We start from the raw sequence: 16,823 nt of genomic DNA on the forward strand, positions 1-16,823 counted from the left end.
GGGGGGGGGGGGGGCGCCCCCCCCCCCCCCCCCCACTACCTAACCTACCCTGCTGCGGCCAGCCAGGCCTGCACGGTGGCTGCATCAAACGGCCAGTCCAGCTCGCGGCCGCCCGCCTCGTCGCGCAGCACCGGCACCCGCGCCCCGTAGCGCGCCTCCAGCGCCGGCTGGTCGTCGAGGAACACCGATTCGAACTCCGGCGCCCGCGCCTTGGCCAGTTCGGCCAGGGCCAGGTCGCACAGGTGGCAATCGTCACGCTGGATCAAGGTCAACACCGGTTCGGCTCCCATGACGCAAATGCTGCGCCGCAGCCATCGGATGGCCCGGCAAGCCGCTAGAATAGCGGCTTGTCCGGTACCCGCAGTTTGGCATCCATGGCTGTCAGCACGTTCGACGTTTTCAAGATCGGCATTGGCCCGAGTTCCTCGCACACCGTCGGGCCGATGAAGGCCGCCGAGCGATTCATCCATCGCTGGTTGCTCGATCCGGGCCGCCTGCACGAGGTCGCGCGCATCCGCGCCGATGTCTATGGCTCACTGGCGTTGACCGGTCGCGGCCATGGCACCGACAAGGCGATCCTGCTCGGCCTGGAAGGCCAGCGGCCGAACCTGATCGATCCGGACATCATTCCGGCCACCCTGGAGCGCATCCGCAGCAGCAAGCGCATCCAGCTGATGGGCCAGCACGAGATCGCCTTCGACGAGAAGCGCGACCTCGGCATGAACAAGCGCCAGAAGCTGCCGTACCACACCAACGGCATGCGCTTCACCGCCTACAACGCCGACGACGAAGTGATCGCCACCCGCGATTACTACTCCGTTGGCGGTGGCTTCGTGGTCAACCAGGACGACGCGGCCGATGACCGCATCGTGCCCGACGAGACGCCGCTGCCCTACCCGTTCAAGAGCGGCGACGAGCTGCTGGCGCAGACCGCGCGCAGCGGCCTGAGCATCGCCCAGCTGATGTTCGAGAACGAGAAGTGCTGGCGCAGCGAGGACGAGATCCGCGCCAACCTGCGCGAGATCTGGAGCGCGATGCAGTCCTGCGTGGCGCGCGGCATCCGCGAGGAAGGCGTGCTGCCGGGCGGACTGAAAGTGGGCCGTCGCGCACCGGCGCTGTACCGTGAGCTGTCGTCGAAGCCGGAAGCGGCGATGCGCGATCCGCTGACCACGCTGGACTGGGTCAACCTGTACGCACTGGCGGTGAACGAGGAAAACGCGGCCGGTGGTCGCGTGGTGACCGCACCGACCAACGGCGCCGCCGGCGTGCTGCCGGCGGTGCTGCATTACTTCGACCGCTTCTGCCCCGGCGCCAACGAGCAGCGCGTGTTCGACTTCCTGCTGACCTCGGCGGCGATCGGCATCCTGTACAAGGAAAATGCTTCGATTTCCGGCGCCGAAGTGGGCTGCCAGGGCGAAGTGGGCGTGGCCTGTTCGATGGCGGCCGGTGGCCTGGTCGCGGCGCTGGGGGGCAACCCCAGCCAGATCGAGAACGCCGCGGAAATCGGCATGGAACACAATCTGGGCCTGACCTGCGATCCGATCGGCGGCCTGGTGCAGATTCCGTGCATCGAACGCAATGCGATGGGCGCGGTGAAGGCCATCAACGCCTCGCGCATGGCGATGCGCGGCGACGGCAAGCACAAGGTATCGCTGGACAAGGTGATCAAGACCATGCGCGATACCGGCCGCGACATGCAGGACAAGTACAAGGAAACCAGCCGCGGCGGCCTGGCGGTGAACGTCATCGAGTGTTGAACACCGTAGGTAGAGTCGACCGTTGGTCGACTGTCGCGCGCAGCGCGGGAATTCCGCGCGTTTTTCAAGGCTAGTCGACCAACGGTCGACTCTACCGCGCGGGGCGACACCGTCACGGTGTTCCGGTTAGGCTCGGGACTTCCCTGCCCCGGACTCTCCCATGCGCCTGCTCGCCGCCGCCCTGCTTGCCTGCCTGCCGCTGTCCGCCCTCGCCGCGCCAACTTACGGCCCGCGGCTGGAAGGCTTCGACTACGGCTATCCGGTGAAGACCTTCGCGCTGGAATCGCAGCAGCAGCCGTTGGAAATGGCCTACCTGGATGTCCTGCCCAAACGGCGTGCCATCGGCGTGGTGGTGCTGCTGCACGGCAAGAACTTCTGCGCAGCCACCTGGCAGCAGACCATCGCCCCGCTGCTGGCCGCGGGCTACCGGGTGATCGCACCGGACCAGGTGGGCTTCTGCAAATCCAGCAAGCCCGAGCGCTACCAGTACACGTTCGCCCAGCTCGCCGCCAACACCCATGCCCTGCTGCAGCAGCTGCAGCTGGGTGATGTGCCGGTGCACCTGGTCGGGCACTCGATGGGCGGCATGCTCGCGGTACGCTATGCGCTGATGTACCCGCAGGACCTGCGCAGCCTGTCGCTGGTCAACCCGATCGGGCTGGAGGACTGGAAGGCGCTGGGCGTGCCGTGGCGCAGCGTCGACGAGTGGTATGCCGGCGAACTGAAAACCAGCTACGACAGCATCCGGCGCTACCAGTTGGACGTGTACTACGACGGCCAGTGGAAACCCGATTACGAGCCGTGGGCACGCATGCAGTCGGGCATGTACGAAGGGCCGGGCAAGCAGGCCGTCGCGTGGAGCCAGGCGTTGGCCTCGGACATGGTGTTCAACCAGCCGGTGGTCTACGAACTGAAGCACCTGCAGGTACCGACCACCCTGTTCATCGGCCAGAAGGACCGCACGGCGATCGGCCGCGATCGCGCATCACCGGCGCTGAAGGCCACGCTGGGCAACTACCCGGTGCTGGGCAAGGCCGCCGCGGCGGCGATCCCCGGCGCAACACTGGTCGAATTCGCCGAGCTGGGCCATTCGCCGCAGGTACAGGATCCGAAACAGTTCAACGCCGCGTTGTTGAAGGCGTTGAAGTCGCGCTGAGGTGGGGGTCACGCCGGGCGATGCCCGGCGATCCCTTACCGCACGATGCGCAGCACGTCGTCCAGCAACGCGGCGGCGGTGACTTCCGCGCCGGCACCCGGTCCCTGGATCAACAACGGCTGGCGCTGATAGCGATCGCTGTGGATGGCCACGCGGTTGTCGGTGCCCGCGCCCTGTGCCAACGGATGATCAGCAGGCAGCTCGCGCAGGCCCACCTGCGCACCCTGGCCATCGACGCGGCCGACGAAACGCAGCACGCGTCCGTTGTCGCGCGCCTGTTGCCAGCGTGCCTGCAGCGGCGCATCCAGCTGTTCCAGCGCGTCAACTGCTTCATCCAGCGGCAAGCCCGCCAGCGCTGCGGGCACCAGTGAATCCACCTGCACCTGCGACGCATCCAGCGCCAGCCCGCTGCTGCGGGCCAGGATCAGCAGCTTGCGGCGCACATCCTCGCCGGACAGGTCCAGGCGCGGATCCGGCTCGGTGTAGCCAGCCGCCAGCGCTTCGCGCACTGCCGCCGAGAACGGCGACTGGCCGTCATAGCGATGGAACAGCCACGCCAGCGAACCGGACAGCACGCCCTCGATGGCGTGGATATGGTCACCACCGGCCACCAGCGCGCGCAGGCTGCTCAACAATGGCAGGCCCGCCCCCACAGTGGCGCTGTCGCCGTAGCGCGCGCCACTGTCGGCGCAGCTTTCGGCAATCGCCTGCGCGCGCGCCAGCTGCGCGCCCCGTCCCAGCTTGTTGGCGGTGACCACGTGCACGCCGCGCGCCAACCACTGCACATGGCGTGCGGCCACGTCTTCGCTGGCGGTCGCATCAACCACCACGTCGCCACGCTCCAGTCCTTCCGCACTCGCCCACGGCGGCGAACTCTGGCCATCGCGTGGTGCTCGCCGGGCAAGTTCCAGCGGCAACGCCAGGTCGCGATCGATCTCCAGCGCAGTGCGCGAATTGGCCAGCCATTGCACGCTGGGCAGTTCCAGCCCGCGTGCCTGCAGCGCCTGGTAGCGCTGCACGAACGCCGAACCTACCGTGCCGGTGCCGAGCAACGCCAGGCGTCCTGCGCCCAGCACGGGAATTTCAGCGGCGAGCGCGCTCATGCATCCACCACCTGTTTGCGGCGCGCGGCTGCATCGATCACCGCTTCGGCGCGCTGCAAGGCGGCGCCCAGATCGGCCAGCAGGTCACGCTCGGCCTCGATGCCGATCGACAGGCGCAGCAGGCCCTCGCTGATGCCGGCAGCGGCTCGCGCTTCGGCGGTCATCGCCGCGTGGGTCATGGTCGCCGGATGCGCAATCAGGCTCTCCACGCCGCCCAGCGATTCGGCCAGGGTGAAACAACGCAGGCCATCGACGAACGCGCGCACCGCCGCGTGCGGATCGTCGCCGGCACAGTGGGCCAGCTCGAACGACAGCATCGCGCCGAAGCCGTCCTGCTGGCGTGCGGCGATGGCATGACCGGGATGATCGGCCAGGCCCGGGTAGTACACCCTGCCGACCGCCGGATGCGGGTCCAGCAGGGCAACGATCGAGGCGGTGTTTTCCTGGTGCACGCGCAGGCGCGCATCCAGCGTGCGCAGGCCGCGCAGGGTCAGGAACGCATCGAACGGTGAGCCGGTCAGGCCCAGCGCATTGCCCCACCACACCAGCTGCTCGTGCAGTGCCGGATCGCGCGCGACCACCGCACCACCCACCACATCGCTGTGCCCATTGATGTACTTGGTGGTGGAATGCAGCACCAGGTCCGCACCGAACGACAGCGGTTGCTGCAGGGCCGGCGACAGGAAGGTGTTGTCGACCACGACCAGCGCGCCCGCCTTGTGCGCGGCGTCGATGACGAAGCGCAGGTCGGTGATGCGCAGCAGCGGGTTGGACGGCGTTTCCACCAGCACCAGCTTCGGCTGGGTGGCCAGCGCCTGGGCCAGCGCACGCGGATCGGTCAGGTCGGCGGTGACCAGTTCGAAGTGGCCCTTCTTCGCCAGCGCGTTGAACAGCCGCCAGCTGCCGCCGTAGGCATCGTGCGGCACCACCAGCGTGTCGCCCGGCTGCAGCAGCGCGTTCAGCACCAGATTGATCGCGCCCATGCCGGTGGCGGTGATCACGCCGCCGGCGCCGCCTTCCAGCTCGGCCAACGCTTCACCCAGCAGGTCGCGGGTCGGGTTGCCACTGCGCGTGTAGTCGTACTGGCGCTTGTTGCCGAAGCCTTCAAAGCTGAAGTTCGACGACAGCACGATCGGCGGAGTGACCGCACCATGCGCGGTATCACGATCGATGCCGGCACGGACAGCGGCAGTGGTACGGCTACAGGACGGCTCGTTGGCGTGCAGGCTCATGCGGACTCTCCAGAGGTACGGAAGGCGGTGGCGAGGATCGCGTCGATGCGATCGGTTTCTTTGAGGAAGGCGTCGTGGCCATAAGGCGAGCGCAGCACGCGCAGGCTGCCGCGCGGACCCAGTCCTTCGACCAGGCCGACCAGGTCAGCCAGCGGCACCAGGCGATCGCCCTCCACGGCCACCACCACGGTCGGCGGCAGGATCGCGGCAGGGTCCACGCGGTGCAGGTCGATCGATTCGGACAGGCGCAGGTAGGCGGTCACCGGTGTACGCGCGACGTACTGCGCCCCGGCGGCGTCGAGATAGTCTTCGGCGGCCACGCGCACGCGGCCATTGATCACTTCCGGCGCGGCATCGAAGCGCTCGCCGAATTCTTCCGGGGTGCGGTAGCTGAGCATGGCGAACTGGCGGGCCAGCGCCAGCCCGTGATCTTCGCCGCACTGCAGCTGGCCGAGCGCGACCGCGCGGCGCTGCAGTGCGCGCCAGGCCGCGGCATACGGGTGCGGGCGATGTGCGCCGCTGGCCAGCACCAGCTGACGCACGCGGGCACGATGGCGGATCGCGAACTGCTGGCCGACCAGCGCGCCATACGAATAGCCGACGAACGCCTTCAGCGCGCGGATGCCGAGATGATCCAACAGCAGCGCCAGCGCATCGGCCTGGTCGGCGGTATCGATCGGAACGTCCAGCGCGCCGTCTGCGCCGATGAAGTCGAAGGCCAGCACGCGCAGCTGCTGCGGGTCCAGCGCGCGGCCATTGCCGACCAGATCTTCGGCCCAGCCCTTCTCGCTGAACTGCGGATTGGAGGCCACGTGGCGATGCGCGGAGATACCGCCGGCCAGCACCACCACCGGCGCATTCGCCGGGCCGACCCACTCATAGCGCAGGCGCACCGGGCTGGGGCCGGCGTGGCGCATCGACAGCACCGCGGCGAACTCACCGCGCTCGGCATGCACGCGGTCATCGACCGGCACGCTGACGGGGACAAAGGGTTCGGGGCGAAGCGCGGTACTGGCGGCGAAGCTCATGGCGGGATCCGGTTGGGGAATCGGCCATCGAGCCTTCGCGGGGCCCGCGTTCGAGATGCACGTGGGGTGCATGTTCGAACCATCTTTCGGTGGACGCCACGGTCCCCGCAGGATTTGGCACCTACGCAGTCGCTTGCGCGCCTGCGGGCTGCCCCGGCTTCAAAGGGCCTGTCCCTCTGCCGGTCTCGATGGTGGGGCCACGATGCCAGCCCTTTCCGGCACTGTCAATCCCTTCATGCGGATAAAGCGATGGATATCCTCGGTTGAACTCTGCGAAGGCTGTCCCGGTCGTCCCGTTCAGGATCGGGTACAGTCCCGGCGGCCCCTCTCCACCGGAACCACGGATGCCACGCCTGCCCCCGACCTGCCTGCTGCTGTGCCTGCTGGCGAGCGCGACGGCCCATGCAGGCGACTGGCGCCAGGGCTGGGGGCTGGTGCCCCAGGCCGCCCCTGCCACCGCGGGGAAATCGACCCGGGATGCCCCGCCGATGGCTCGACTGCGCCTGCAGCCAGTGGGCGAACAATGGCAGGCCCGCATCGACAACACGCTGGCGGGGCCGCTGCAGATCGAACTGCGCGCCGCACCTGGACGCGCCGTCGAAGGCCTGCCGGTGCAGTCCCTGGTCCAGGGCGACAGCAGCCTCGTGGTCGGCCACCTGCCTGCCCCAGCCAACGGCCGCGCGCTGGACCTGCGCCTGCAGTCGGTGCCCGGCAACCCGGCCGCGCAGGCCGAGGACGTCGCCTACCGGTTGCCCTTCGAGGCCGCGCAGCTGCGCGTGGACCAGTCGCCGCAGGGTCGGTTCAGCCACAGTGACGAAGAGAATCGCGAGGCGGTCGACTTCGCACTTCCGGAGGGCACCCTGGTGCTGGCCGCGCGCGAAGGCACGGTGATGCAGATCCAGGACGGCTTCCAGGGCAACGGCCTGGACCGGGAACGCGATGGTGCCCGTGCCAATTTCATCCGCGTGCTGCACAGCGACGGCAGCATGGCCGTGTACGGCCACCTGCAGGCCGGTGGCATGCGCGTGCGCCGCGGCCAGGCGGTGCAGGCCGGGCAGCCGATCGGCCTGTCCGGCAACAGCGGCTACAGCAGCGCCCCGCACCTGCACTTCGTGGTGCAGGTCAACCGTGGCATGGGCCTGCGCTCGGTACCGGCACGCATCTTCACCGCGCAGGGCCAGCTGCACTTCGCCCGCCAGGGCGACGCCGACGGCGGCACCGGGCGCTGACCGGCCCCGGCCGGTATAATCGAGCGCTTATCTCTTTGAAAAGCGCCCCGGGCGGGCGCCACTGCCATGTCCGAAGTCGCCACCGAAGCGTCGCGTCGCCGCACCTTCGCCATCATTTCCCATCCTGACGCCGGCAAGACCACGCTGACCGAAAAGCTGCTGCTGTTCGGAGGCGCGATCCAGATGGCCGGTTCGGTCAAGGGCCGCAAGGCCGCCCGCCACGCCACCTCCGACTGGATGGCACTGGAAAAGGAGCGCGGCATCTCCGTCACCTCCTCGGTGATGCAGTTCCCGTACGAAGGCAAGATCGTCAATCTGCTCGACACCCCGGGCCACGCCGACTTCGGCGAGGACACCTACCGCGTGCTGACCGCGGTGGACTCGGCGCTGATGGTGATCGACGTGGCCAAGGGCGTGGAAGAGCGCACCATCAAGCTGATGGAAGTGTGCCGCCTGCGCGACACCCCGATCATGACCTTCATCAACAAGCTCGACCGCGAGGGCAAGGACCCGATCGAACTGCTGGATGAAGTGGAAACCGTACTCGGCATCCAGTGCGCACCGGTCACCTGGCCGATCGGCATGGGCCAGCGCCTGAAGGGCGTGGTGCACCTGCTGACCGGTGAAGTGCACCTGTACGAACCGGGCCGCAACTTCACCCGGCAGGACTCGACCATCTTCCCGTCCATCGATGCCCCCGGCCTGGCCGAGAAGATCGGTGCACAGATGCTGGCCGACCTGCGCGACGAACTGGAACTGGTGCAGGGCGCCAGCCACCCGTTCGACCTGGACGCCTACCGCGCCGGCAAGCAGACCCCGGTGTTCTTCGGCTCGGGCGTGAACAACTTCGGCGTGCAGCCGCTGCTGGACTTCTTCGTCGAGCATGCCCCGCCGCCGCAGGCGCGTACCACCACCGGCCGTGTGATCGCCCCGGAAGAGAACAAGCTGACCGGCTTCGTGTTCAAGATCCAGGCCAACATGGACCCGCAGCACCGCGACCGCGTGGCGTTCATGCGGGTCTGCTCGGGCCGTTTCAGCGCCGGCATGAAGACCTTCCACGTGCGCACCGGCAAGGAAATGAAGCTGGCCAATGCGCTGACCTTCATGGCCAGCGACCGCGAGATCGCCGCCGAAGCGTGGCCGGGCGATGTGATCGGCATCCACAACCACGGCACCATCTCCATCGGTGATACGTTCACCGAGGGCGAAGCGGTCACCTTCACCGGCATTCCCAACTTCGCCCCGGAACTGTTCCGCCGTGCCCGCCTGCGCGATCCGCTCAAGCTCAAGCAGCTGCAGAAGGGCCTGGCCCAGCTGTCCGAAGAAGGCGCGACCCAGTTCTTCCGCCCGCTCACCAGCAACGACCTGATCCTGGGTGCGGTCGGCGTGCTGCAGTTCGACGTGGCCGCTTACCGCCTGAAGGACGAGTACGGCGTGGAAGCCACGTTCGAGCAGGTCAGCGTGACCACCGCGCGCTGGGTCCACTGCAGCAACGAGAAGAAGCTGGAAGAGTTCCGCGAGAAGAACGCGCTGAACCTGGCCCTGGATGCGGCCGGCCACCTGGTCTACCTGGCGCCGACCCGGGTCAACCTGCAGCTGGCGCAGGAACGTTCGCCGGATGTGCGCTTCTCGGCCACCCGCGAAGCGGCGCATACGGTGTCGGTGGGCTGAACCGCAGGAAGGCCCGCGGCGGTTCATCCACGCATGGCGTGGATCTACGGATCGCAGGCGCAGCCGCGCAACGCGGGGATTCATCGACCATACGGTGACGGGCGTGCACGCATCGCCCATCGCGGCGATGATAGGGGGGTGCGGGTCCCCCTCCCCGCGAACAATGCCTACGCCATGTCCACGACGTCCATTGCTTCGATCCGTGAAGAAATCGCCAGCGCCCTGACCCATGGGTTGGGCGCGGTGTTCGCCCTGGCCGCCAGTGCGGTGTTGATCACCCTGGCCGCGATCTACGGCGACGGTTGGCAGCTGGCCAGCGCGATCGTATTCGGTATCGCGCTGTTGCTGTTGTACACCGCCTCCACCCTGTACCACGCCATCCAGCACCCGGTCGCCAAGGGCCGGTTGAAGGTGTTCGACCACTGCGCGATCTACGTGCTGATCGCTGGCACCTATACCCCGTTCACCCTGATCGGCCTGCGCGGTCCCTGGGGCTGGGGCCTGTTCATCGCGATCTGGGCGCTGGCGCTGGGCGGGGTGGTCTTCAAGCTGTTCTACACCGGCCGCTTCAAGGTACTTTCCACGGTGATCTACATCGCCATGGGCTGGTTGGTGGTCGTAGCGATCAAGCCGATGTGGACCTCGATCGACGGTGGCACCTTGGCCTGGCTGTTCGCCGGCGGCCTGTCATACACGCTGGGCACCTACTTCTACCACCGCGAATCGATCCCCTATTCGCACGCGATCTGGCACCTGTTCGTGATCGGCGGCAGCGTCTGCCACTTCGTCGCGGTCACCATGCAGGTGCTGTAAGACAGGAGCCCACGCGCGGGTTGTGCACACCGCGCACATGGGTGCTTCGCGCCCCGTCCACGATGAGGGGGCAACCATGGCAGCGTGAATGCTGCCGCCTCCCCCGCTACATCGCGCACCTCCCGCTGGCGCCTCCGCCGACCCGGCCCGCGTGGCCGGCGCTGGCTGACGGTCCTGATCTTCCTGCTGGCCGCGGTGCTGCTGCTGATCGCGCTGTGGGACTGGAACTGGTTCAAGGGGCCGGTCGAGCGCGCCGTGCAGGCGCGTACCGGCCGGGTACTGCACATCGGCCACCTGGATGTGGATCTCGGCCGCACCAGCACGATCCGCGCCGACGCGATCACCTTCGCCAATGCCAGCTGGGCGAAGCAGCCGGACATGGCCAGCGCGGACCGCGTCGAGATCGACGTGCGGGTGTGGCCGCTGCTGCGTGGCAGCGTGCAGCTACCCGAGGTGCGCCTGACCCGGCCGGACGTCCTGCTGGAAACGGCCCCGCGCAAGGGCGAGCCGGGCAACTGGGATTTCCTCGGTGACAGCGCTGGCGGGCCAGGCCCCCAGCTCAAGCGCCTGCGCATCGACGACGGCCGCCTGCAGTTCCTCGATGCACTCGGCCGCACCGACATCCGACTGGATGTGCGCAGCGGCCAGCCGAAACAGGCCGACGCCGCGCCGCCGCTGCTGGTGCAGGGCCAGGGCCGCTGGCAGGGCAATCCGTTCACCCTGCGCGGCGGCACCGAATCACCGCTGCAGCTGACCGACAGCGACCACCCGTTCCGCATCCACCTCGACGGCCACGCCGGGGCAACCCACGCGGTGGCCAGCGGTACGCTCACCAACCCGTTCCAGCTGCGCGTGTTCGATCTGCAGTTCGCACTGAGTGGCCAGGATCTGGCCGACCTGTACCCGCTGCTCGGCATCGCCATTCCGTCCTCGCCGCCGTACGCGTTGAATGGCCGCCTCAAGCGCGACCACGACACCTGGCGCTACGAGCAGTTCACCGGCAAGGTCGGCGACAGCGATCTCGGTGGCAACCTGCAGTTCGACGTCGGCGGCGCACGCCCGCGTTTGACTGCCACGCTGGAATCCCGGCGACTGGACTTCGATGACCTGGCCGGCTTCGTCGGTGCGCCGCCGAAGACCGGCAGCGGCGAGACCGCGAACGCCGAGCAGAAGGCCGAAGCCGCGCGTATCGCCGCGCGTGCGCGGGTACTGCCCGACACCCCGTACAACCTCGGCAAGCTGCGCGCGATGGATGCCGATGTGCGCTGGAAGGCCCACCGCATCAACGCGCCCTCGCTGCCGTTGGACGACATGGATGCGCATCTGCTGCTGGATGACGGCGTGCTGCGCCTGGACCCGCTGAACTTCGGCGTGGCCGGTGGCGATATCCGCAGCACGATCCGCATGGACGCGCGCCAGGCGCAGATCCGTACCGCGCTGAAAGCCAGCGTGCGTGGCGTGCAGCTGGGCCAGCTGTTCCCGGATGCAAAGCTGGCCGAGCAGGCCAAGGGCGGCATCGGCGGCGAAGTCGACCTGAGCGGCCGCGGCAATTCGATCGCCGCCATGCTGGGCAGCAGCAGCGGCAAGGTCGGCCTGGCGATGGGCCGCGGCCATGTCGGCAATCTGGTGATGGAACTGGCCGGCCTGGACATCACCGAGTCGCTGAAATTCCTGGTCACCGGGGACAAGCAGATTCCGCTGCGCTGCGCCTTCGCCGACTTCGGCGTGCGCGACGGCCTGATGACCAGCCAGGCGCTGGCGGTGGATACGACCGATACGATCATCATCGGCGAAGGCACGGTCAGCCTGCGCGACGAAACCCTCGACCTGCTGCTGAAGCCGCGCCCAAAGGACAAGAGCATCCTGGTGCTGCGCTCGCCGCTGCACATCAGTGGCACGTTCAAGGACCCGTCGTTCCGCCCGGACTTCAAGGCCTTGGGCATCCGGGGTGCCGTGGCCCTGGCGCTGGGCAGCATCGCCCCGCCGGCGGCGCTGCTGGCGACCATTGAACTGGGGCCGGGCAAGGATGCCAATTGTGGCGGGCAGTATGCGAAGTAGAGCGTTTGTTTCGCGGCGCCTCGTTTTTCCGCGCGTAGAGCCGGAGCAAGGCGACAGGCAGGACACGCCGTAAATACGTCCCTGTAGGCTCGGTCGGCGCATCCATGCGCCTCACGGTCCTGCCTGCCACCTTGCTCCGGCTCCGGACAGTTTCCCGCGCGCGCGGAACGAGAGCGAAGTTCAAAGTCAAAAGAAAGAGCAGAATCAAAAGCCATTGCCAACCAAGGTTGGCATCTACCAGGAGCGGGGGATCGGCACTGAAACCCACCGCGCTCGCGGGAACATGTCCAGAGGCGGAGGGTGCGGCTGGGCAGGACCGTTGGCGCCATGGATGGCGCCATCGAGCCCCCATGGATGGGTTTACGGCGTGTCCTGACCAGCCGTACCCTCCGCCTCCCAACGTATCAGGAAGGCGCTGCTTTGGCTTTGGCTTTGGCTTCAAAAAGCGGGCCGGCGGGCCGCAGGCCCGCCAGCGACAAACTCATCCCGCCACGATGTACTGCTGCAGATGATCCAGCTCCCGCCGCTGGGCATCGATCACCGACTTCACCAGATCGCCGATGGAAATCACCCCCAGCACCTGTGCGCCCTCCACCACCGGCAGATGGCGGATGCGGTAATCGGTCACCAGCTGCAGGCAGTGCTCCACCTGCTCGCCCGGCGACACCGTCACCACCTGCGCCGTCATGATCTCGGCCACCGCCGTATCCCGCGACGAACGATCGCGCAGCACGATCTTGCGCGCGTAATCGCGCTCGGACAGGATGCCGACCAGCCGCGGCCCGTCCATCACCAGCACCGCACCGATGCCTTTTTCCGCCATCAACCGGATCGCATCGATGACCGCCGCATCCGGCGCGACCGCATGTACTTCAGGAGATTTGCCGTCCAACAGTTGCCGTACCGTGGTCATCTGCCTGCTCTCCGAGGGTGGGTTGCAGGGCCGAGTCTGCCACGGCCGATGCTAGCCACGCGTCAACCAGGTACAGCGGCCGCTGCTTGGACTCCTCGTACAGCCGCCCCAGGTACTCGCCGATCAGGCCCAGCGCGATCAGCTGCACCCCGCCCAGGAACAGGATCACCGCCATCATCGTCGGCCAGCCCGCCACCCGGTCACCATAGAGGGCGGCCTTGATGATCACCCACAGGCCGAACACGAAGGCCACCGTTGCGGTCGCCAGTCCGAGGTAGGTCGCCGCACGCAACGGCACCGTGGAAAAGCCGGTGATGCCCTCCAGGGCGAAGTTCCACAGCCGCCACAGGCTGAACTTGCTGGTGCCGGCCACGCGTGCGTGGCGGTGATAGGGCACGGCCACCCGCTTGAATCCCACCCAGCTGAAAAGCCCCTTCATGAAGCGGTGGCGCTCGCGCATCTCGCGCAGCGCACTCAGCGCGCGCGGCGACAGCAGACGGAAATCCCCGGTGTCAGCCGGGATCGGCGTGCGCGACAGACGCCCCATCAAGCGGTAGAACACCGCCGCCGTGGCACGCTTGACCCAGGCCTCGCCATCGCGGGCCATGCGCGTGCCATAGACATTGTCGTAGCCCTGGCGCCAACGCGCGACGAACTGGGGCACCAGCTCCGGGGGGTCCTGGCCATCGGCATCGAGGATCATCGCCGCCCCTTCGCGCACCAGGTCCAGGCCGGCGGTCAGCGCCGCTTCCTTGCCGAAGTTGCGCGACAGCCTTAACGCGGAGACCCGCGCATCGGCCTGCGCCAGGCCGGCAATCACCTCCCAGGTGCCGTCATGGCTGCCGTCGTCCACATACAGGATGTGGCCGTCGATGTCGGGCAGGCCATCCAGCACCGCGCACACCCGTGGATGCAGCAACGGCAGTGCCAGGGCCTCGTTGTAGGCGGCGATGACGAAAGTAAGCCGTTCGCGGGTCATGCCCGGATTGTACGTTGCCGCCGGTAGATCAGGCGCCGCGCGCTCACTCCTCCGACAGGTACGCCGCTCCGCCCAGCTGCCGTGCCTGGCGCTGGATCCAGCCGGCACGCCGCTGCACATACGGCCCTGGCGCGGCCGCGTTGTAGCGCCGGGGCGCGGGCAGCACCGCGGCCAGGCGCGCACTCTCGGACGGGCTCAGCCGGGAGGCATCCTTGCCCCAGAACCTTTGCGCCGCCGCCTGCGCGCCATACACGCCGTCGCCGAACTCGGCGATGTTGGCGTACATCTCCAGGATCCGCTCCTTCGGCCACAACGCTTCGATCAGCACCGTGTACCAGACCTCCAGGCCCTTGCGGACCCAGCTGCGGCCTTGCCACAGGAACAGGTTCTTGGCCACCTGCTGGCTGATCGTGCTTGCTCCGCGCAAGCGCCCGCCCTTGGCGTTGTGGTCGCGGGCCTTCTCGATCGCCTGCAGGTCGAAGCCGTTGTGGTCAGGGAAGCGCTGGTCCTCGGCCGCCACCAGCGAGATCGGCAGGCTTGGCGCCATCTGGTCGAGATCGCGCCACTGGTAATGCAGGCGGTAGGACCAATCCGCCTCGCCCAGCGCCTCGCCGTAGCGCCACAGCATCACCGTGGACACCGGAGGGTCGATGAACCGCAGCACCAGCACCTGCAGGCAGCTGAAGGCCGCCAGCAGCACCGGCAGCCAAAGCAGCCGCTTCCAGTGCCAGCGACGACGGCGCGGCGGTGCTGCCACTGCCTCTACCTTGTGCTGTTCTCCCCCTGCCCCCATTACTGGTGCATCCTTCTTCTGTCTGGTTGTCGGCGCATTATCCGGCAACCGCCCTCGTTTACGCGCGATGTGAGCCGATGACCGCCAACCCTGATTCCCTGATCCGCTTCCTGCTTCCCGGCGCCGGTGTGCGCGGCGTCCACGTGCGCCTGCAGGCCACCTGGGCGGAAATCCTGTCCCATGCCGCGTACCCGGACAGCGCCGCCGAACTGCTCGGTGAGGCCTGCGTGGCCTCGGCACTGTTCACCGGCCATACCAAGATCGATGGCCGCCTGTCGATCCAGCTGCGCAGCAGCACCGCCCTGCGCACCCTGTTTGCCGAGTGCACCGCCGCCGGCACCCTGCGCGGCATCGCCCAGCTCAGTGAAGGCGCCGACGCGCCGCGCGACCTGTCGCGCCTGGGCGACGACGCCATCCTCGCCATCACCATCGAGAACCCGGGCCTGGACCCGCGCGAACCGCAGCGCTACCAGAGCCTGGTCGCGCTGACCGCGCCGGAACTGGACGAGGCCTTCGAGGACTATTTCCGCCAGTCCGAGCAGCTGCCGACCCGCCTGCTGCTGGCGGCCGACCGCGACGGCGCCGCCGGCCTGCTGCTGCAGAAGCTGCCGGGCGATGAGGGCGACGAGGACGGCTGGGCACGCGCCAGCGCCCTGTTCGAGACCCTGGGCAAGGCCGAGCTGCTGGCCACCCCGGCCGATCAACTGCTGCACCGCCTGTTCCACGAGGAGAAGCCGGAGCTGATGGGCAGCAAGCCGCTGTCCTTCGCCTGTTCATGCTCGCGCGAACGGGTGGCCTCGATGCTGCAGTCGCTGGGTGAGGACGAGGCCCGTGCGGCCGCTGAAGACACCGGCGCAGTCGAAGTACGTTGCGAATTCTGCGGGCGCGAGTATCACTTTCCGTTGACGGAGTTCGGCATACTGTTCCACGGTGCCGAGGGGACCGTGCCGGCACCTGAACGGCTTCAGTAAGCGGCTTGTCTTGCATCTGGGGGGATCAAGGCTTGTTAAGAATTCATAAACACCCTAGGATCAAGTTCCCGTACACCGGGAACTTCCGTTGTCCGTCCCTGTCTGAACTGGTCTGATGCGTACCTACCTGCGTCTACCGCTGGCCTTGATGATCGCCCTGGGCGCGATCACGGGCGTGCATGCGCAGAGCAAGGACACCCGGACCGTACTGCCGGTGTGGAACAAGGGCAGCGGTAAGGTCGAGGCCCTGCTGTACCTGGAGCCCACCGGTGAACAGGCGGCCGGTGCCCGCTGGCACTTCGGCCGCAATTCGCTGGATGCGGCCTTCGGCCTGTCCTCCGGCGATTCGCTGGGCCTGCTCTGCAGCAGCAGCGGAACCAGCATGAGCGGCTTGGCCAGCCATTGCATGCTGGCCAGCCTCGGCGACGACGATGATCTGAACAGCCGGCGTTTCACCGGCACCGCCGCGCTGAACCGCGGCAACAGCCGCCTGGGCATCACTGCCGGCAACAGCCGTGAAACCCTGCCGGCCTGGCTGGCCGGTCCGAACAAGTCCCCTTCGCTGCGCGCCGAGCAGAACGATCTGACCGTGTTCGCGCAGAAGAACATCGGCCGCGAGGGCTTCGTGTCCATCGCCGGCACCTACGCCAAGGCCCGCCTGGTGCCGCTGGCCGACGCCTCACCGGCGATCGCCGACCGCTGGGACAGCAAGAGCCTGAGCATCGGCGCCGGTTACGGCAATTTCACCGGCAGCATCATCGGCCGCGTCATCGACGTGCCCGGCAAGCCCGGCAAGTGGGAAGGCCTGGGTATCGGCCTGACCTGGCGTACGCCCTGGTCCGGCCAGCTCACCGTGGGCGCCGAGAACGTGATCAGCCGTGGCAAGAACCCGTTCTCGCCGCGCAACGAAAGCAACGACGACGGCACCGTGCCCTACGTCCGCTACGAGCAGGATCTGTAAGCTCCCTGCCGCCTTACTGCGACGCCGCTGCGCGCGGTGCTCCACCCTTCACTCCGATGACGACCCGCCCTCGCCTGGCGATGCGACTGCGACTGCGCGCGCATTGATCCGGTGCAGGCCGCGCCGCATGCGCGGATCATCCCCCGTGCCTGCTCCATG

15 protein-coding genes and 1 riboswitch are annotated in these 16,823 nt (G+C 67.9%); of the genes, 8 read left to right on the forward strand and 7 right to left on the reverse strand.

What is annotated here, in order from left to right:
* Positions 1-44: 44 nt before the first annotated feature.
* Positions 45-275, reverse strand: coding sequence for a glutaredoxin family protein (locus tag ACMZPQ_RS08825; RefSeq protein ID WP_197582671.1), 231 nt, complete (start codon positions 273-275; stop codon positions 45-47).
* 99 nt (positions 276-374) lie between these two features.
* Here ACMZPQ_RS08825 and ACMZPQ_RS08830 point away from each other — a divergent pair, with 99 nt between their 5' ends.
* On the forward strand, positions 375-1,757 hold the full coding sequence (locus ACMZPQ_RS08830) for an L-serine ammonia-lyase (RefSeq protein WP_049456519.1): 1,383 nt from the start codon (positions 375-377) through the stop codon (positions 1,755-1,757).
* Positions 1,758-1,917: 160 nt separating this feature from the next.
* Complete coding sequence (locus ACMZPQ_RS08835) at positions 1,918-2,913, forward strand: alpha/beta fold hydrolase (protein WP_197582656.1); 996 nt, start codon at positions 1,918-1,920, stop codon at positions 2,911-2,913.
* Between the two features lie 35 nt (positions 2,914-2,948).
* On the opposite strand, the gene ACMZPQ_RS08840 is transcribed toward ACMZPQ_RS08835, so the two are convergent.
* From ACMZPQ_RS08840 to metX, 3 genes are read right to left on the reverse strand one after another with little or no spacing between them, the layout of a single operon-like run.
* Positions 2,949-4,016 carry a homoserine dehydrogenase family protein gene (locus ACMZPQ_RS08840; protein WP_197582657.1) on the reverse strand — a complete coding sequence of 356 codons (1,068 nt, stop codon included), beginning with the start codon at positions 4,014-4,016 and terminating at the stop codon, positions 2,949-2,951.
* Entirely contained in the window at positions 4,013-5,248 is a 1,236-nt protein-coding gene (locus tag ACMZPQ_RS08845; protein WP_197582658.1) for an O-succinylhomoserine (thiol)-lyase, read from the reverse strand. Before ACMZPQ_RS08845 ends, ACMZPQ_RS08840 begins: the two co-directional genes overlap by 4 nt.
* Entirely contained in the window at positions 5,245-6,276 is a 1,032-nt protein-coding gene (metX, locus tag ACMZPQ_RS08850; RefSeq protein ID WP_197582659.1) for a homoserine O-succinyltransferase MetX, read from the reverse strand. Before metX ends, ACMZPQ_RS08845 begins: the two co-directional genes overlap by 4 nt.
* Positions 6,277-6,352: 76 nt before the next feature.
* Positions 6,353-6,471: riboswitch (SAM riboswitch) on the reverse strand.
* A gap of 149 nt (positions 6,472-6,620) precedes the next feature.
* Here metX and ACMZPQ_RS08855 point away from each other — a divergent pair.
* The 4 genes from ACMZPQ_RS08855 (at position 6,621) to ACMZPQ_RS08870 (ending at position 12,047) form a co-directional block, all read left to right on the forward strand.
* A complete protein-coding gene (locus ACMZPQ_RS08855) occupies positions 6,621-7,505 on the forward strand; it encodes a M23 family metallopeptidase (protein WP_197582660.1) in 885 nt (294 codons plus the stop codon).
* A 66-nt stretch (positions 7,506-7,571) separates the two neighbouring features.
* Positions 7,572-9,176, forward strand: a complete 1,605-nt coding sequence (locus ACMZPQ_RS08860; RefSeq protein WP_197582661.1) for a peptide chain release factor 3 — start codon at positions 7,572-7,574, stop codon at positions 9,174-9,176.
* Between the two features lie 174 nt (positions 9,177-9,350).
* Positions 9,351-9,989, forward strand: a complete 639-nt coding sequence (gene trhA, locus ACMZPQ_RS08865) for a PAQR family membrane homeostasis protein TrhA (protein WP_197582662.1) — start codon at positions 9,351-9,353, stop codon at positions 9,987-9,989.
* A gap of 84 nt (positions 9,990-10,073) precedes the next feature.
* On the forward strand, positions 10,074-12,047 hold the full coding sequence (locus tag ACMZPQ_RS08870) for an AsmA family protein (protein ID WP_197582663.1): 1,974 nt from the start codon (positions 10,074-10,076) through the stop codon (positions 12,045-12,047).
* A gap of 481 nt (positions 12,048-12,528) precedes the next feature.
* Here ACMZPQ_RS08870 and ACMZPQ_RS08875 read toward each other — a convergent pair whose 3' ends face one another.
* From ACMZPQ_RS08875 to mtgA, 3 genes are read right to left on the reverse strand one after another with little or no spacing between them, the layout of a single operon-like run.
* Entirely contained in the window at positions 12,529-12,960 is a 432-nt protein-coding gene (locus ACMZPQ_RS08875) for a CBS domain-containing protein (protein ID WP_107231242.1), read from the reverse strand.
* Positions 12,920-13,939, reverse strand: a complete 1,020-nt coding sequence (locus ACMZPQ_RS08880) for a glycosyltransferase (protein WP_197582664.1) — start codon at positions 13,937-13,939, stop codon at positions 12,920-12,922. Before ACMZPQ_RS08880 ends, ACMZPQ_RS08875 begins: the two co-directional genes overlap by 41 nt.
* 43 nt (positions 13,940-13,982) lie before the next feature.
* Positions 13,983-14,732 carry a monofunctional biosynthetic peptidoglycan transglycosylase gene (mtgA, locus tag ACMZPQ_RS08885; RefSeq protein ID WP_197582665.1) on the reverse strand — a complete coding sequence of 250 codons (750 nt, stop codon included), beginning with the start codon at positions 14,730-14,732 and terminating at the stop codon, positions 13,983-13,985.
* 77 nt (positions 14,733-14,809) lie between these two features.
* Between mtgA and hslO the strand changes: the two genes are divergently transcribed.
* Positions 14,810-15,703, forward strand: coding sequence for an Hsp33 family molecular chaperone HslO (hslO, locus tag ACMZPQ_RS08890; RefSeq protein ID WP_197582666.1), 894 nt, complete (start codon positions 14,810-14,812; stop codon positions 15,701-15,703).
* A gap of 148 nt (positions 15,704-15,851) precedes the next feature.
* Positions 15,852-16,664 (forward strand): XOO1806 family protein, encoded by an 813-nt coding sequence (locus ACMZPQ_RS08895; protein WP_295573480.1) that lies wholly within the window; start codon positions 15,852-15,854, stop codon positions 16,662-16,664.
* The last annotated feature ends 159 nt before the right edge of the window (positions 16,665-16,823 follow it).

It is taken from the genome of Stenotrophomonas maltophilia, assembly GCF_047497515.2.
Classification (GTDB): Bacteria; Pseudomonadota; Gammaproteobacteria; order Xanthomonadales; family Xanthomonadaceae; genus Stenotrophomonas.

Coding starts and splice junctions, on each gene's coding strand:
- ACMZPQ_RS08830 (WP_049456519.1), top strand. CDS start 375: ATGGCTGTCAGCACGTTCGACGTTTTCAAGATCGGCATTGGCCCGAGT.
- ACMZPQ_RS08835 (WP_197582656.1), top strand. CDS start 1,918: ATGCGCCTGCTCGCCGCCGCCCTGCTTGCCTGCCTGCCGCTGTCCGCC.
- ACMZPQ_RS08840 (WP_197582657.1), bottom strand. CDS start 4,016: ATGAGCGCGCTCGCCGCTGAAATTCCCGTGCTGGGCGCAGGACGCCTG.
- ACMZPQ_RS08845 (WP_197582658.1), bottom strand. CDS start 5,248: ATGAGCCTGCACGCCAACGAGCCGTCCTGTAGCCGTACCACTGCCGCT.
- metX (WP_197582659.1), bottom strand. CDS start 6,276: ATGAGCTTCGCCGCCAGTACCGCGCTTCGCCCCGAACCCTTTGTCCCC.
- ACMZPQ_RS08855 (WP_197582660.1), top strand. CDS start 6,621: ATGCCACGCCTGCCCCCGACCTGCCTGCTGCTGTGCCTGCTGGCGAGC.
- ACMZPQ_RS08860 (WP_197582661.1), top strand. CDS start 7,572: ATGTCCGAAGTCGCCACCGAAGCGTCGCGTCGCCGCACCTTCGCCATC.
- trhA (WP_197582662.1), top strand. CDS start 9,351: ATGTCCACGACGTCCATTGCTTCGATCCGTGAAGAAATCGCCAGCGCC.
- ACMZPQ_RS08875 (WP_107231242.1), bottom strand. CDS start 12,960: ATGACCACGGTACGGCAACTGTTGGACGGCAAATCTCCTGAAGTACAT.
- ACMZPQ_RS08880 (WP_197582664.1), bottom strand. CDS start 13,939: ATGACCCGCGAACGGCTTACTTTCGTCATCGCCGCCTACAACGAGGCC.
- mtgA (WP_197582665.1), bottom strand. CDS start 14,732: ATGGGGGCAGGGGGAGAACAGCACAAGGTAGAGGCAGTGGCAGCACCG.
- hslO (WP_197582666.1), top strand. CDS start 14,810: ATGACCGCCAACCCTGATTCCCTGATCCGCTTCCTGCTTCCCGGCGCC.
- ACMZPQ_RS08895 (WP_295573480.1), top strand. CDS start 15,852: ATGATCGCCCTGGGCGCGATCACGGGCGTGCATGCGCAGAGCAAGGAC.